Source organism: Streptomyces sp. JLBJ103 (genome assembly GCF_058215575.1).
Window position 1 is genome coordinate 2,040,910 of the sequence record NZ_CM177089.1, and the last position, 15,119, is coordinate 2,056,028.

The following is a 15,119-nucleotide window of genomic DNA, read 5'->3' on the forward strand; positions in this document are numbered from 1 at the left end:
TCCTTCGAAACCGTTTCACCGGTTTCTCCGGGCGCTTCCCTTCGTTGTTTCCAACCTTACCAGATCCGTGTTCCGGTCCGTTTCCGAACCGAATTCCGATTCTGGTGGCCGTTGGAGGGCCTTCCCTTTCGGTGTTCTCGACTTTATCAGAATTCTCTGAGCCGATTTTCCACCTCCGCCTCGGGCTCCTCCGGAGGGCCATGGGCGCTCCGGGTTCCCCCGTTGGCGGAGCCGTAAACGTACTGGAGCGGGGCTCCTCGATGCAAATCGAGGAGCCCCGCTCGCTGTTCAGCGCCGCACCGGTGCTGAGGGTGTGTCAGACCTCGACCACGATGGGGAGGATCATGGGGCGGCGGCGGTAGCTGTCGGACACCCACTTGCCCATCGCGCGGCGTACGAGCTGCTGGAGCTGGTGGGTGTCGGCGACTCCGTCGGAGGCGCTCTTGGCCAGGGCGTCTTCGATCTTCGGGAGGACGGCCGAGAACGCGGCGTCCTCGATACCGGAGCCCCGGGCCTGGATGTGCGGCCCGCCCACGATCTTGCCGGTCGTGCTGTCGACGACGACGAACACCGAGATGATGCCCTCCTCGCCGAGGATGCGGCGGTCCTTCAGCGAGGTTTCGGTGACATCGCCGACCGTGAGGCCGTCCACATAGACGTATCCGGCCTGGACCTTGCCGACGATCTTGGCGGTGCCGTCGACGAGGTCGACCACCACACCGTCCTCGGCAATGACACAACGGTTCTTCGGAACGCCGGTCAGGGCGCCCAGTTCGGCGTTGGCCCGCAGATGACGCCACTCGCCGTGCACCGGCATCAGGTTCCGGGGCTTGCAGATGTTGTAGAAGTACAGCAGTTCCCCGGCCGAGGCATGGCCGGAGACATGGACCTTGGCGTTGCCCTTGTGGACAACGTTGGCACCCCAGCGGGTCAGACCGTTGATGACCCGGTAGACCGCGTTCTCATTGCCCGGGATCAGCGATGACGCGAGGATCACCGTGTCGCCCGGGACGATCCGGATCTGGTGATCGCGGTTGGCCATCCGGGACAGCGCTGCCATCGGCTCGCCCTGGGAGCCGGTGCAGACGAGCACCACCTCGTCGTCCGGGAGGTCGTCGAGCGCCTTCACATCGACGACAAGGCCGGCCGGGACCCGCAGATAGCCGAGGTCGCGCGCGATGCCCATGTTCCGGACCATCGAACGGCCGACGAAGGCGACCCGGCGTCCGTACTCATGGGCCGCGTCGAGGATCTGCTGGATGCGGTGCACATGGCTGGCGAAGCTGGCGACGATGATGCGCTTCTGGGCGTTGGCGAACACCTGGCGCAGCACGTTCGAGATATCGCGCTCGGGCGGGACGAAGCCGGGGACCTCGGCGTTGGTGGAGTCCACCAGCAACAGGTCGATGCCCTCCTCGCCCAGCTTGGCGAAGGCAGGCAGATCGGTCAGCCGGCCGTCCAGCGGGAGCTGGTCCATCTTGAAGTCGCCGGTGTGCACGGCCATACCGGCCGGGGTGCGGATGGCGACCGCGAGGGCGTCCGGGATGGAATGGTTGACCGCGATGAACTCGCACTCGAAGGGCCCGATGCGCTCGCGGTGCCCCTCCTCGACCTCGAGGGTGTACGGACGGATCCGGTGCTCCTGGAGCTTGGCCTCGATCAGGGCGAGGGTCAGCTTGGAGCCGATCAGCGGGATGTCCGGCTTCTCGCGGAGCAGGAAGGGGACACCGCCGATGTGGTCCTCGTGGCCGTGGGTGAGCACGATGCCGTCGATGTCGTCGAGACGGTCCCGGATGGAGGTGAAGTCCGGCAGGATCAGGTCGACTCCGGGCTGCTCCTCCTCGGGGAAGAGCACTCCGCAGTCGACGATCAGCAGCCGGCCGCCGTACTCGAAGACCGTCATATTGCGGCCGATCTCGCCGAGGCCGCCGAGCGGGGTGACCCGCAGACCGCCCTCGGGGAGCTTCGGCGGGGGGCCGAGCTCAGGATGCGGATGACTCAAAAGACTCTCCTCACCACACACGCCACATGCCCCAGGGGCACATGGCGCGCGTGACATTCGTGCACTTGCTGATGTGTCTGTATGCAGTTGTGAAGTATGAAGGTGTGACTGTCGCGTCTTTGATTAGAGCTGTACCCCGCCAGCGGCAAGATCGCGCCTGAGCTGTTCCGTTTCCTCGGGGGTGAGGTCGACAAGCGGCAGCCGCAGCGGCCCCGCGGGCAGGCCCTGGAGAGCCAGCGCGGCCTTTGTCGTGATGACGCCCTGGGTGCGGAACATCCCGGTGAAGACCGGGAGCAGCTGCTGATGGATCTCTGTTGCCTTCGCGACGTCGCCCGCGAGATGGGCTTCGAGCATCGCGCGCAGCTCGGGGCTGACGAGGTGCCCGACAACGGAGACGAAGCCGACCGCGCCGACCGACAGCAGCGGGAGGTTCAGCATGTCGTCGCCGGAGTACCAGGCCAGGCGCGAGCGGGCGATGGCCCAGCTGGCGCGGCCGAGGTCGCCCTTGGCGTCCTTGTTGGCGACGATGCGCGGGTGCTCGGCGAGCCGGACGATGGTCTCGGTGCTGATCGGGACGCCGCTGCGGCCGGGGATGTCATAGAGCATGACCGGCAGCCCGGTGGCATCGGCGATGGCGGTGAAGTGGCGGAGGATGCCCTCCTGCGGAGGCTTGCTGTAGTACGGCGTGACCGCCAGCAGGCCATGGGCGCCCGCCTGCTCGGCCGCGCGGGCGAGCTCGAGGCTGTGCGCGGTGTCGTTGGTGCTGGCACCGGCCACGACATGGGCGCGGTCGCCGACCGCCTCCACCACGGCTCGTACGAGCTGGGCTTTCTCCACATCGCTGGTGGTGGGGGACTCGCCGGTGGTGCCGTTGACGATCAGGCCGTCATTGCCGGCGTCCACCAGGTGGGCGGCGAGTCGCTGGGCGCCGTCGAGGTCGAGCGTGCCGTCCGAAGTGAATGGCGTGACCATGGCGGTCAGCACCCGCCCGAAAGGCGTCTGCGATGTGGAAGTCGGTGCCATGGGCCCCACGCTACTCGTAGCGCGCCCCCCATTGCTCCCTCGGGGCGGTGGACGGAGCGAAGAGTTGGGACCCGGCACTGCCTGCTCGGGGGTTCAAGCAGTGCCGGGCCCGTTTGTTCAGCCTAGATGAACTTCTCGAAACGCCGCAATACGGACACTTCGCTCCGGTGACGGGGCGAAGCGGCCAGGATCCGGCGTCATGGCGACGGGTCCTAGTTAGGGGGCAACCCGGCCGTTGGCGTTGAAGGCCGCATGCGTCAGCGGCATCAGCCGGGCCCAGTGCTCCTCCATCAGCTCCCCGACCATCTCGATCTCGCGCTGCGGGAAGGTCGGCACGGTGGCCTGCTCATGCTGGGTGCGCAGCCCCAGGAAGTGCATCAGCGAGCGGGCGTTGCAGGTGGCGTACATCGAGGAGAACAGGCCCACCGGGAGCACCGAGCGGGCCACCTCACGGGCGACCCCGGCGTTCAGCATCTCCTGGTACGCCTCGTACGCGTGGCGGTACGCGTCCTCCATCACCCGGCCGGTCAGCTCGTGCTGCGCCTGGGTGCCCTCGACGAACTCGTACTTCCCCGGGCGGCCCTGCTGGACCAGCTTGCGGGCCTCCCCCGGGATGTAGAACACCGGCTGGAGCTGCCGGTAGCGGCCGGACTCCTCGTTGTACGACCAGCCCACGCGGTGCCGCATGAACTCGCGGAAGACGAAGATCGGTGCGCTGATGAAGAACGTCATCGAGTTGTGCTCGAAGGGGCTGCCGTGGCGGTCCCGCATCAGGAAGTTGATCAGCCCCTTGGACCGCTCCGGGTCCTTGGTGAGCTCGTCGAGGGACTGCTCCCCCGCGGTGGACACCCGCGCGGCCCACAGGACGTCGGAGTCAGCGGCGCTGTGCTTGACCAGCTCAACGGTCACATCGCTGCGGTACTCGGGCTTCTCGGTCTCGGCGGGGCTCTCGGTCACCGACGGGTCCTTCCGTATTGCGTCGCTCGGGGCGGGCCCAGCTTACGGGCCGCCGCCGACAGTTCCGTGCCGCGCGCATCCGGCGGACCGAGCGGAAAAATCTTGAATGAAGTTGTCGAAACAGGGCACCTCGGGCCTCGTTCATGCGTCCTATCGATCAGAAGTACCCAAGCTCGAGGTTCCAAGGAGAGCCCGCACATGTCCCGCCGGCGAGAGTCCGTGCCGTTCGCCTTCGTCTCCGAAGCCGACCGTTTCCGCAGTAATGTCACCCCACCCGCCCGCCCTCGCGCCACACCGTCCCAGATCGCCGGCCGCACCCTGATCGGACTGACGATCGTCGCCGGTTTCATCGGCTCGCTGATGTTCGGCATGCCCGCTCTGGACGCCCAGTCCCATCCCACCAGCCAGACCCAGCAGTCGGAGGCGTCGGACGGGCGCTGACCCGCTGAGATAGCCTCACCCAGCACAGGCCCATCCGGACGTGTGTGTGAGTGAGGACCTCTCGTGCCCCTGCCCTTCCTGACTGCCGACCGCGCCCTGGACGACGAAACGGGCGGCGCACCGGACGATTCCGCGTACGAGGACCTGAACCGGTGGCGCCGCCCGTACCGTCCGGGCCCCTGGCGGGTCGGCGGAGCAGCGCTGCTGCTCCTGCTGGCCTCGTACATACTCTTCTCCGCGATGATCATCGCGATGGCGGGATCGCTGCCCGCCGCCGGAATCTGTGTCGCCGTGGCCGCCCTGGTGATCGTGTTCGCCGTACGGGTGGTGCACTCCGGTGTCCAGGTCAGCGCCCACGGCCTGCGTCACGTCGGCGTCTTCACCTCGACCACCGTGGCCTGGCCGCGGATCGCGGCCCTGCGCACGGCCCAGCAGCCGGTCCGCTGGCTGGGCCTGCCGCGCACCGTGCAGGGGCAGGCAGTGATCGCTCAGCCGACGGGCGGCGGTGCGGCCCGCATCCTGATCTCCAGCCACAGCGCCGACTTCCTGGCGCGCCCGGAAGGGTTCGACATGGCCGCCGACGCCATCGAGAGCTGGGCGGCGGCCTACCGCCCCTGACCGGACGGGCCCGGTGTCAACGGGCTCGTACCGGCCTGCCGTCGTGCAGCGCGATGGCACGCTGCATCGCCTTGCGGGCCCGCGGGACGTCCCGGGCGTCGTGGTAGGCAACCGCGAGCCGGAACCAGGAGCGCCAGTCGTCCGGGGACTCCTCGGTCTCGGCCCGCCGCTTGGCGAAGACCGCGTCCGCGGAGTCCCGGTCGATCCGCCCGCCCGGGGTGCGCTCCAGCTCGTCCACCGGAAGACCGCCCTCGGCCTCCAGCTCACGCGCCAGCCGGTCGGCGTTCCGCGCGAACTGCGTGGTCTGCCACAGGAACCAGGCGCCGATGAACGGCAGCACCAGCACCGCAAGCCCGAAGGCGATGGTGACCGGGGTGCCCTCCTTGATCAGCAGCACCCCGCGGCTGCCGACCAGGACGAAGTACACGACCAGGACGGCCGCGAGGACGAAATACGTGATCTTTGCGCGCACCGGTGGCCCTCAGTCCAGATCGAGGAAGTGTTCCAGGCCGAAGGTCAGGCCGGGGGTGGTCACCACGCGCCGCGCGCCGAGCAGGATGCCCGGCATGAAGCTGCTGTGGTGGGTGGAGTCATGGCGGATGGTGAGCGTCTCGCCCTCACCGCCGAGCAGGACCTCCTGATGGGCGAGGAGTCCACGCAGCCGCACCGAGTGCACCGGTACGCCGTCCACGTCGGCGCCCCGCGCCCCGTCCAGACCGGTGGCCGTGGCGTCCGGCGCGGGAGCGCAGCCCGCCTCCCGGCGGGCCTCGGCGATCAGCTGGGCGGTGCGGGCGGCGGTGCCGGAGGGGGCGTCCACCTTGTTGGGGTGGTGCAGCTCGATGACCTCGACCGACTCGAAGAACCGGGCGGCCTGGCGGGCGAACCGCATGGTGAGCACCGCGCCGATGGAAAAGTTCGGCGCGATGAGCACCCCGGTGCGGGGCGAGGCGTCGAGCCAGCCGCGCAGCCGCGCGAGGCGCTCGTCGGTCCAGCCGGTGGTGCCGACGACGCCGTGGATGCCGTGCCGGAGGCAGAACTCGAGGTTGTCCATGACCGAGCCGGGCTCGGTCAGCTCCACCGCGACCTCGGCGCCCGCGTCGGTCAGGGTCTGAAGCGAGTCACCGCGGCCGAGGGCGGCGACCAGCTCCATGTCCTCGGCGGCCTCGACGGCCCGTACGGCCTCGGAGCCGATCCGGCCCTTGGCACCGAGGACGGCCACGCGCAGCTTGCTCATCGTTTCTCTTCCTTCGGTTCCGGTGCGGCTAGGCGACGGTGTCGTCGAGGCGGGCCGCCTGCTTGTCCTTCAGCGGGCCGATGACGGACAGCGAAGGACGCCGTCCCAGTACATCGCGCGCCACCTCGCGCACCTCGTCGGGGGTGACCGCGGCCATCCGCGCGAGCATGTCGTCCACCGACATCTGCTCGCCCCAGCACAGCTCGCTCTTGCCGATGCGGTTCATCAGCGCGCCGGTGTCCTCCAGGCCCAGCACCGTGGAGCCGGAGAGCTGGCCGACGGCGCGCCGCAGCTCGTCGTCGGTGAGGCCGTGCTGGGCGACCTGGTCGAGCTCGTCGCGGCAGATCTTCAGCACGTCGTGCACCTGGCTGGGGCGGCAGCCCGCGTAGACGCCGAACAGTCCGCAGTCGGCGAAGCCGGAGGTGTACGAGTAGACGCTGTAGGCGAGTCCGCGCTTCTCCCGGACCTCCTGGAAGAGCCGGGAGCTCATACCGCCGCCGAGCGCCGCGTTGAGCACCCCGAGCGCCCAGCGCCGGTCGTCGGTGCGCGGGATGCCGGGCATGCCGAGGACGATGTGCGCCTGCTCGGTCTTGCGGTTCAGCAGCTCCACCCGGCCCGCGGCGCGGATCGTCCGGGAGCCGCCGCGCGGGGCGACCGGGACCGCGTCGTTACGGGTCAGGGCGCCCGCCTTCTCGAAGGCCCCGCGCACCTGGCGGACGACCGTGGCGTGGTCCACATTGCCCGCGGCGGCGACGACCAGATGGGTCGGGTCGTAGTGCTTCTTGTAGAAGCGGGCGATCTGGTCGCGGCCGAGGCCGTTGACGGTGTCGACGGTGCCCAGGACCGGGCGGCCGAGGGGGGTGTCACCGAGCATGGTGTGCGCGAAGAGGTCGTGCACACAGTCGCCCGGGTCGTCCTCGGTCATCGCGATCTCTTCGAGGACCACTCCGCGCTCGGCGTCCACGTCCGCGGCGTCGATCAGCGAGCCGGTCAGCATGTCGCAGACCACGTCTATGGCCAGCGGCAGATCGGTGTCGAGCACCCGCGCGTAGTAGCAGGTGTACTCCTTGGCGGTGAAGGCGTTCATCTCGCCGCCGACCGCGTCGATCGCGGAGGAGATGTCCAGCGCGCTGCGCCGCCGGGTGCCCTTGAAAAGCAGATGCTCCAGATAGTGGGTGGCGCCGTTGAGCGTGGGGGTCTCATCGCGCGAGCCGACGTGCGCCCAGATGCCGAAGGTGGCCGAGCGGACGGACGGAAGGGTTTCGGTGACGATGCGCAGGCCACCGGGGAGGGTCGTCCTGCGGACCGTTCCGATGCCGTTCTCGCCCTTGAGAAGCGTTTGGGTACGGGCGACGGCCCGCCCCTCCGAAGAGGGGCGGGCCGTCGTCACGTCTGCGCGGGACGTCACTTGGCGGCTTCGTCCTTCGCCTCGTCCTTGTCGTCTTCGCCTTCGATGACCGGGTGCAGCGAGAGCTTGCCCCGCTGGTCGATCTCGGCGATCTCGACCTGGACCTTGGAGCCGACCGCGAGCACGTCCTCGACGTTCTCCACGCGCTTGCCGCCGGCCAGCTTGCGGATCTGCGAGATGTGCAGCAGGCCGTCCTTGCCCGGGAGCAGGGAGACGAAGGCACCGAAGGTGGTGGTCTTCACGACCGTGCCCAGGTAGCGCTCGCCGACCTCGGGCATCGTCGGGTTGGCGATGCCGTTGATGGTGGCGCGGGCGGCCTCGGCGGCCGGGCCGTCGGCGGCACCGATGTAGATGGTGCCGTCGTCCTCGATGGTGATCTCGGCGCCGGTGTCCTCCTGGATCTGGTTGATCATCTTGCCCTTGGGGCCGATGACCTCACCGATCTTGTCCACCGGGATCTTGACGGTGATGATCCGCGGGGCGTTGGGGGACATCTCGTCCGGTGTGTCGATGGCCTCCATCATCACGTCGAGGATGTGCAGCCGGGCGTCGCGGGCCTGCTTGAGGGCCGCGGCCAGGACGGAGGCCGGGATGCCGTCCAGCTTGGTGTCCAGCTGGAGCGCGGTGACGAACTGCTTGGTACCGGCGACCTTGAAGTCCATGTCACCGAAGGCGTCCTCCGCACCGAGGATGTCGGTGAGGGTGACGTAGTGGGTCTCGCCGTCGATCTCCTGGGAGATCAGCCCCATGGCGATGCCCGCGACCGGGGCCTTCAGCGGCACACCGGCGTTCAGCAGCGACATGGTGGAGGCGCAGACCGAGCCCATGGAGGTCGAGCCGTTGGAGCCGAGCGCCTCGGAGACCTGACGGATGGCGTACGGGAACTCCTCGCGCGTCGGCAGCACCGGCAGCAGCGCCCGCTCGGCCAGCGCGCCGTGGCCGATCTCGCGGCGCTTGGGGGAGCCGACGCGGCCGGTCTCACCGGTGGAGTACGGCGGGAAGTTGTAGTTGTGCATGTAGCGGCGGCGCGTCTCGGGCGAGAGCGTGTCCAGCTGCTGCTCCATGCGGAGCATGTTCAGCGTGGTGACACCCAGGATCTGGGTCTCGCCGCGCTCGAACAGCGCCGAGCCGTGCACCCGCGGGATCGCCTCGACCTCGGCGGCGAGCGTACGGATGTCCGTGACGCCGCGGCCGTCGATGCGCTTCTTCTCCTTGATGACGCGCTCGCGCACCAGGGACTTGGTCAGCGAGCGGTACGCGGCGGAGATCTCCTTCTCGCGCCCCTCGAACTGCGGCAGCAGCTTCTCGGCGGCCAGGCCCTTGACCCGGTCCAGCTCGGTCTCGCGCTCCTGCTTGCCCGCGATGGTCAGCGCCTGGGACAGCTCGTCGCGGACGGCGGCGGTCAGCGCCTCCAGGACGTCGTCCTGGTAGTCCAGGAAGATCGGGAACTCGCCGGTGGGCTTGGCGGCCTTGGCGGCGAGGTCCGACTGGGCCTTGCACAGGACCTTGATGAACGGCTTCGCGGCCTCGAGGCCGGCCGCGACGATCTCCTCGGTCGGCGCCTCGGCGCCGTCCTTCACCAGCTGGATGGTCTGCTGGGTGGCCTCGGCCTCGACCATCATGATCGCGACGTCGCCGTCCTCCAGGACGCGACCGGCGACGACCATGTCGAAGACGGCGTCCTCCAGCTCGCTGTGGGTCGGGAAGGCGACCCACTGGCCCTTGATCAGGGCGACGCGGGTACCGCCGATCGGGCCCGAGAAGGGCAGGCCCGCGAGCTGGGTGGAGCAGGAGGCGGCGTTGATCGCGACCACGTCGTAGAGGTGGTCGGGGTTGAGCGCCATGATCGTCTCGACGACCTGGATCTCGTTGCGCAGGCCCTTCTTGAAGGACGGGCGCAGCGGGCGGTCGATCAGCCGGCAGGTGAGGATCGCGTCCTCGGAGGGGCGGCCCTCACGGCGGAAGAACGAACCGGGGATGCGACCCGCGGCGTACATCCGCTCCTCGACGTCCACCGTCAGCGGGAAGAAGTCGAGCTGGTCCTTGGGGTTCTTCGACGCGGTGGTCGCCGACAGCACCATGGTGTCGTCGTCCAGGTAGGCCACGGCGGAGCCGGCGGCCTGACGGGCCAGGCGGCCCGTCTCGAAACGGATGGTGCGGGTGCCGAAGGAGCCGTTGTCGATGACGGCCTCGGCGTAGTGGGTCTCGTTCTCCACCAGGGAATTCTCCTCTTCTGCGTCCCTCGTCCGTGTGACGGGGGACGGTGGTGGAGCAGCGCCCCGGGCCTGTTGTCCGGCGGCCGGGCCGGTCTTCGATCGAAGCCACCGGAATTGCCAGTTCCGGGAGCCACTACCGAGGACCGGCTCCTGTGGCGCCGGTACGGCGGAAATGAGGCGCTCCTCCTCGTTCGATATGGCGTTGTTGGGACCAGACTACAAAGCATCGGCCATCATCACGATGGCTGACCTGACTGGCATATACGGTGCGCAGCGGACAAAATACGCTGCGCACGGGAGGTGGCCGCCGCCGGGCGGCACGTACGGCAAAGGGAGCGGCCCCCAGTCCCGGGAACCGCTCCCTCCACGACGTCTTACTTGGCGCCCGCCGCACCACGGCGGATGCCGAGGCGCTCGACCAGCGCACGGAAGCGCGTGATGTCCTTCTTCGCCAGGTACTGGAGCAGGCGGCGGCGCTGGCCGACCAGCAGCAGCAGACCCCGGCGCGAGTGGTGGTCGTGCTTGTGGGTCTTGAGGTGCTCGGTCAGGTCGGAGATGCGACGCGAGAGCAGCGCGACCTGGACCTCGGGGGAACCGGTGTCGCCCTCCTTGGTGGCGAACTCGGCCATGATCTGCTTCTTCGTAGCGGCGTCGAGCGACACGCGGTACTCCTTGATTTGTCATTTCAGCCGCCGAGTGCCCCTGGTCGGTGTCTCAGGGGAGCTTCCGTGACTCGGGAGGCGGGGTCCGCTGGGCGCTGTCTCCAGATCCTCTGGGGAGGCTCCGGGGGCGCGTACACAAACGGCCGTCACACAGCGTACCAGCGTCCCCGGTGGGGCCGGACGCGGGGCCGGTCCGGACACCTGTGCTGTCCGGACTCCGGGCGGGTGGTGGCTCGTGGCCGGAGGACGGAGGCCGGAGGACGGAGGCCGGAGGACGGAGGCCGGAGGACTACAGGACCGGCATCGCGGTGAGCTGACCGACCTGGAGCAGGAACACCCGGTTGTCGGCTCCCGCCAGCCGCCAGGCGCCATCACTGCCCTGACTGTACGGCCAGGCGATCCTTCCCTCACGGGTATCGGCCGCGACGACTCCCCTGCGGCCGGTGGAGTCCACCACTGCCCACACGCTGCGGCCCTCGGCCACCGGAGGATCGAGCGGATGCACCTCGGGGCCGACGGTCACCGTCCACTCCGCCGCCCCGCTGTCCGCACGGCGAGCATGCAGATCGGTGCCGTCCACGGCGTACACGACTCCGTCGTGCAGGGCCGGAGCGCCCCAGCCGAGATCATCCGTAGCGGTGTGCGCCCACTTCCGCTCACCGGTCGCGAGCGTGAGCGCGGTCAGCGCCTCCCCTCCCAGGTAGACGGTGTCGCCATCGACGGCCGGGGCCACGGCGGTGGTTCCGTGCTTCCTGGGACCCCATGCCGTTCTCCCGCTCCGGGTGTCGAGGGCGACTGCCTGACCCTCGGAGCCGTGGACGACCAGCCGCCCCTTGGCCGCGGCACCAGCCGCGGGACGCCCGCCGCGCAGCTTCACCGGCGACCGGACCGTCCACACTGTGGAGCGCGTCGCCAGCGAGACGGCCCGCAGTCGTCCACCGCGGGTGGCGAGGAAGACGGCCTTGTCGTCCACCGCCAGCAGAGTGGCCGCGTCCGCGGGCGCCGCCGCCCAGCGCTCTTTGCCGTCCTCAGCGCTCAGTGCCCGTACGGCGCCATGGGTGTCGGCGATGAGCACGGTGTCGTTGGAGAGGACAAGCGGCCGTCCGGTCAACCCGGCCACGGTGGAGGTCCAGCGCTTGCCACCGTCGCGAACGCCATATGCGCGCAGCCGACGGCCCGTGGCTGCGACGACGACGAGGTCATGCACGGGCAGCGGGGTGATCTCGTCGTCAGGGTTCGAGACGCCCGTGTCCACCGGGCCCCAGAGCGACGTCGGCGCGCTCCCCTCCTGGTACTTCGCCAGCGGCTTCGCCGCCCATGGCCGTGTCTCCGCCTGTGAGGCGTCATGGTGCAGCAGCCACCAGGCGCCCGCCCCGCCCCCGGCCGCGAGCACCGCGCCGCCCGCCGCCAGCCCACCGATCAACCGTCGCCGTGAGGGTCTGGGCGCCTCGTCACCCGGCAGGGTGGCCATGCGCCTCGCGTCCGCCTCACGTCGCGCGATGTCCTCGGCCAACGGTCCGGTGCGCCACGCCCGGTCCGCGCCCCGGGCCGGTGCCAATTCCCGGGCGATGGCGTCGAGGGCAGGTCGCTTTCCGGGCTCCTTGTCGAGGCAAGGCATGACGATGGCCCGAATCACCTCCGGCACCGCGCCCAGTTCCGGCTCGCCGTGTACCACCTGATACTGCACCGCCGCCACGTGACCGCCCTCGTAGAGCGGCCGTCCTCCCGCGGCGTAGGCGAGGACCACGCCGAGCGAGAACACATCGCCCGCGGGGCCCGTCCGTTGGCCGAGGACCTGCTCGGGCGCGGCGTAGCCCGGGGTGGCGAGCGACTCCCCGGTGGTGGTCAGTGTCAGCCCGTACTCGGGCCGGGCAATGCCGAAGTCGATGATCCGAGGTCCGCGGGAAGTCAGCACGATGTTGGACGGCTTGAGGTCGCGGTGTACGAGCCCGGCGCCGTGGATGTCCATGAGCGTGCGCACCAGCGCGGCTCCCACGGCCCGCGCGGTCGGCTCGTCCAGTGGGCCGTACCGCTCCACGGCCTGGTCGAGGGTGGGACCGGCCAGGAACTCCGTGGCGATCCACGGCCGTCCCCCCACCATCTGCGCGGCCAGCACCCGCGCCACGCCGTCGCTCCGCACCGCCTGGGCCGCCTGCGCCTCGCGCAGGAAGCGCCGGGCCATCTCCGGCTCGTGGGCTATCTCTGATCGCAGCACCTTCACCGCCGCGAGCTGTCCCCGCGCGTCCCGGCCCAGGTAGACCTGTCCCATGCCGCCCGCCCCGAGCACGCCGGTGAGGCGGTAGGGGCCGAGGCGCAGCGGGTCACCGGTGCCGAGGGGGTTCATGGGTGAGGCTCCTGGGGGTCGGGATCGGGCACGAGCCAGGGGTCAGGGAAGCGGGAGGGCGCACACCGCGTCGCCGCGTCCGATGATCAGCCGCTTCGCCCGGGGGTGCGTCATGATCGTTGTGAAACTTCCGCCCTGGTCGCCAAGCGGGCTCTGGAACGTCCACGCCACCTGGTGGGTGCGGCGGTCGACCGCGGCGACCCACTGGCTGTCGTTGTCCGGTGAGACGTAGACGTGGTCGTCGTCCGCGGCTGGCGTAGCGACGAACTCGAGTACCGGGACATTGTCCTTCTTCAGGTCCCACTTCAGGCGTCCGCTCGCGGCGTCGAGGGCGACGAGGCCACGCTCACGCTCCGCGGAGTAGACCACGCCGTCCTGGACGACGGGGGGTCCGTAGCGATTGACGCCGGGTTTGTTGTCCCTCGTTCCGAGGTCCCGTCCCGCGCCGAAGGTCCACGCGCGTTTGCCGTCGGAGAGCCGGAACGCCATCAGCTCCCAGGTGCCGAGGAACAGCAGGCCGGCGGAGACCATGTGCCGGGCCCCTACGAGCAGACCGCCCGTCAGCTTCTCGGGCACCTTGGCCGTCCAGCAGGGGGCACCGTTACGGACGTCGATCAGGGTCACCTGCTCGCCCTGTGTCCGGATGAGTCCCGTTGTCTCCACCGGGGTGGCCACGATCTCGTCGTCCCCCGGCGTGGCCATCCGACGGCGCCACATCTCGTGCCCCGTAGCGGGGTCGACGGCGGCCCGCATCCAGCCTCTGCGCGCCTTCCCCTCCACGATCAGCGCGGAATCGGTGGCCGCGAGGAACCTGGCGTCCTCCGCGGAGATTCCCCGCAGTGTGGCGAGGGGGGAGCGTACGGTGCCCGTGGCGAAGTCGACAGGGACGATGCGGAGCGTGGAGGCGACGGGGTCCAGGGCGAACAGCCGGTGTCCGTCGGAAACCACGGCCGAGTCGGTCACCAGCTCGTCGTTCACGCCGCGGCGCTTGCCGGTCCGCGCGTCGAAGCAGCGCAGCCCGGATTCGGAGACCAGGGCAAGCCCGTCGCCCACCCGCAGCAGCCGGGCATCCCTCAGGGCAGTGCTCCCAGTTGCCTTCCACACCAGGCGCGGTGCTGCCGTGCGGCGCGGGGCCGCATCGTGCTGCGGGGAGCCGGTGGCCTTCTCCCCGCCGCCGTCGCGCAGCAGGGCCCAGGCGGCGGCCGCGCTTCCTGCGACGAGCAGACCGCCTCCGGCGGCGAGCAGCCTGCGCCGGGCGGGACGGGACGCCCTCGACACATCCGACACGGTGGACATGTCCTCGGTGTCCGGGGCGGGCAGGCGGGAAGGCCGCACCTCCCACACGGCCGCACCGCGCCGGGCGATATCCGCGAGCACGGCGTCCGGCAGGTGGTCCACCACGTCGCCGACGCCCTCCCGCAGCTGGGACCCCAACTCCGCCATGCCCGGCCGCTGTCCGGGGTCCTTGGCCAGGCACCGCTCCAGAGCGGGGCGCAGCCCCTCGGGAACCGCGGACAGCTCGGGCTCGGCGTAGCGCACCCGGTAGAGCAGGTCCGTGGGCTGTCCGGTGCCGAAGGGCGGGCGTCCGGTCGCGGCGAACACCAGCACCGACGCCAGCGCGAACACATCGCCCGCGGCGGTGTGTTCACCGCCCGTCGCCTGTTCCGGTGACATGTAGGCAGGCGTTCCGGCGGCCGCGCCCGTCCGGGTCAGCCGTTCGTCGCCCGCCGCCCGTGCGATGCCGAAGTCGATGACCTTGGGACCGGTCGCGGTCAGCAGGATGTTGGACGGTTTGAGATCACGGTGCACCACATCCGACCGGTGGAGTTGGTTAAGCGCGTCGCACAGGGCGGCTCCGATCGCCCGTACGGCGGGCTCGGGCAGGGTGCCGCACAGGGCCACCGCATCGTCGAGCGGCGGACCGATGACGTAGGCGGTGGCGAGCCACGGTGTGTCCGCCAGCGGATCGGCGTCCACGACCTGCGCGCCGTACTGGCCACCGATCACGCGCGCGGCGTCGGTCTCCAGCCGGAAGCGGGTACGGAACTCCGGCTGCGAGGCGAACCGGTGGTGCACCGTCTTGAGCGCCACCGTGCGCCCGCCCGGGGAGCGGGCCAGGTAGACGGTGCCCATCCCGCCGCTGCCGAGGCGGGCGACGAGCGTGTAGGGGCCGATGCGGTGGGGGTCGTCATGGGTGAGGGGATGAGGCATCGA

At 70.1% G+C, this 15,119-nt stretch carries 12 protein-coding genes; 2 read left to right on the forward strand and 10 right to left on the reverse strand.

Going from position 1 to position 15,119, the window contains the following annotated elements; genetic code table 11:
- Positions 1-316 precede the first annotated feature (316 nt).
- The 3 genes from AC4BEG_RS08715 to thyX form a co-directional block, all read right to left on the reverse strand.
- On the reverse strand, positions 317-2,002 hold the full coding sequence (locus AC4BEG_RS08715) for a ribonuclease J (RefSeq protein ID WP_490705325.1): 1,686 nt from the start codon (positions 2,000-2,002) through the stop codon (positions 317-319).
- Between the two features lie 123 nt (positions 2,003-2,125).
- On the reverse strand, positions 2,126-3,025 hold the full coding sequence (dapA, locus tag AC4BEG_RS08720; RefSeq protein ID WP_490705326.1) for a 4-hydroxy-tetrahydrodipicolinate synthase: 900 nt from the start codon (positions 3,023-3,025) through the stop codon (positions 2,126-2,128).
- Positions 3,026-3,241: 216 nt separating this feature from the next.
- A complete protein-coding gene (thyX, locus tag AC4BEG_RS08725) occupies positions 3,242-3,982 on the reverse strand; it encodes an FAD-dependent thymidylate synthase (RefSeq protein ID WP_490705327.1) in 741 nt (246 codons plus the stop codon).
- A 198-nt stretch (positions 3,983-4,180) separates the two neighbouring features.
- On the opposite strand from thyX, the gene AC4BEG_RS08730 reads away from it, so the two are divergent.
- Entirely contained in the window at positions 4,181-4,423 is a 243-nt protein-coding gene (locus AC4BEG_RS08730) for a hypothetical protein (protein WP_490705328.1), read from the forward strand.
- Positions 4,424-4,486: 63 nt separating this feature from the next.
- Positions 4,487-5,041, forward strand: a complete 555-nt coding sequence (locus AC4BEG_RS08735; protein WP_490705329.1) for an SCO5741 family PH domain-containing membrane protein — start codon at positions 4,487-4,489, stop codon at positions 5,039-5,041.
- 16 nt (positions 5,042-5,057) lie between these two features.
- On the opposite strand, the gene AC4BEG_RS08740 is transcribed toward AC4BEG_RS08735, so the two are convergent.
- The 7 genes from AC4BEG_RS08740 to AC4BEG_RS08770 all read right to left on the reverse strand — a co-directional run bounded on the left by AC4BEG_RS08740 (position 5,058) and on the right by AC4BEG_RS08770 (position 15,116).
- Positions 5,058-5,513, reverse strand: coding sequence for a hypothetical protein (locus AC4BEG_RS08740; protein WP_490705330.1), 456 nt, complete (start codon positions 5,511-5,513; stop codon positions 5,058-5,060).
- 9 nt (positions 5,514-5,522) lie between these two features.
- Positions 5,523-6,275 (reverse strand): 4-hydroxy-tetrahydrodipicolinate reductase, encoded by a 753-nt coding sequence (gene dapB, locus AC4BEG_RS08745; protein WP_490705331.1) that lies wholly within the window; start codon positions 6,273-6,275, stop codon positions 5,523-5,525.
- A gap of 28 nt (positions 6,276-6,303) precedes the next feature.
- The gene (locus tag AC4BEG_RS08750; protein ID WP_490705332.1) at positions 6,304-7,683 is read right to left on the reverse strand and encodes a M16 family metallopeptidase; all 1,380 of its coding nucleotides are present in this window, start codon (positions 7,681-7,683) and stop codon (positions 6,304-6,306) included.
- Positions 7,680-9,899: a polyribonucleotide nucleotidyltransferase gene (locus tag AC4BEG_RS08755; protein ID WP_490705333.1), complete on the reverse strand. Its 2,220-nt coding sequence runs from the start codon at positions 9,897-9,899 to the stop codon at positions 7,680-7,682. The genes AC4BEG_RS08750 and AC4BEG_RS08755 overlap by 4 nt, the downstream gene beginning before the upstream one ends.
- Positions 9,900-10,273: 374 nt before the next feature.
- Complete coding sequence (rpsO, locus tag AC4BEG_RS08760; RefSeq protein WP_030414166.1) at positions 10,274-10,561, reverse strand: 30S ribosomal protein S15; 288 nt, start codon at positions 10,559-10,561, stop codon at positions 10,274-10,276.
- A gap of 289 nt (positions 10,562-10,850) precedes the next feature.
- Positions 10,851-12,905 (reverse strand): protein kinase domain-containing protein, encoded by a 2,055-nt coding sequence (locus AC4BEG_RS08765; RefSeq protein ID WP_490705334.1) that lies wholly within the window; start codon positions 12,903-12,905, stop codon positions 10,851-10,853.
- Between the two features lie 42 nt (positions 12,906-12,947).
- Positions 12,948-15,116, reverse strand: coding sequence for a protein kinase domain-containing protein (locus AC4BEG_RS08770; protein ID WP_490705335.1), 2,169 nt, complete (start codon positions 15,114-15,116; stop codon positions 12,948-12,950).
- Between the last annotated feature and the right edge of the window lie 3 nt (positions 15,117-15,119).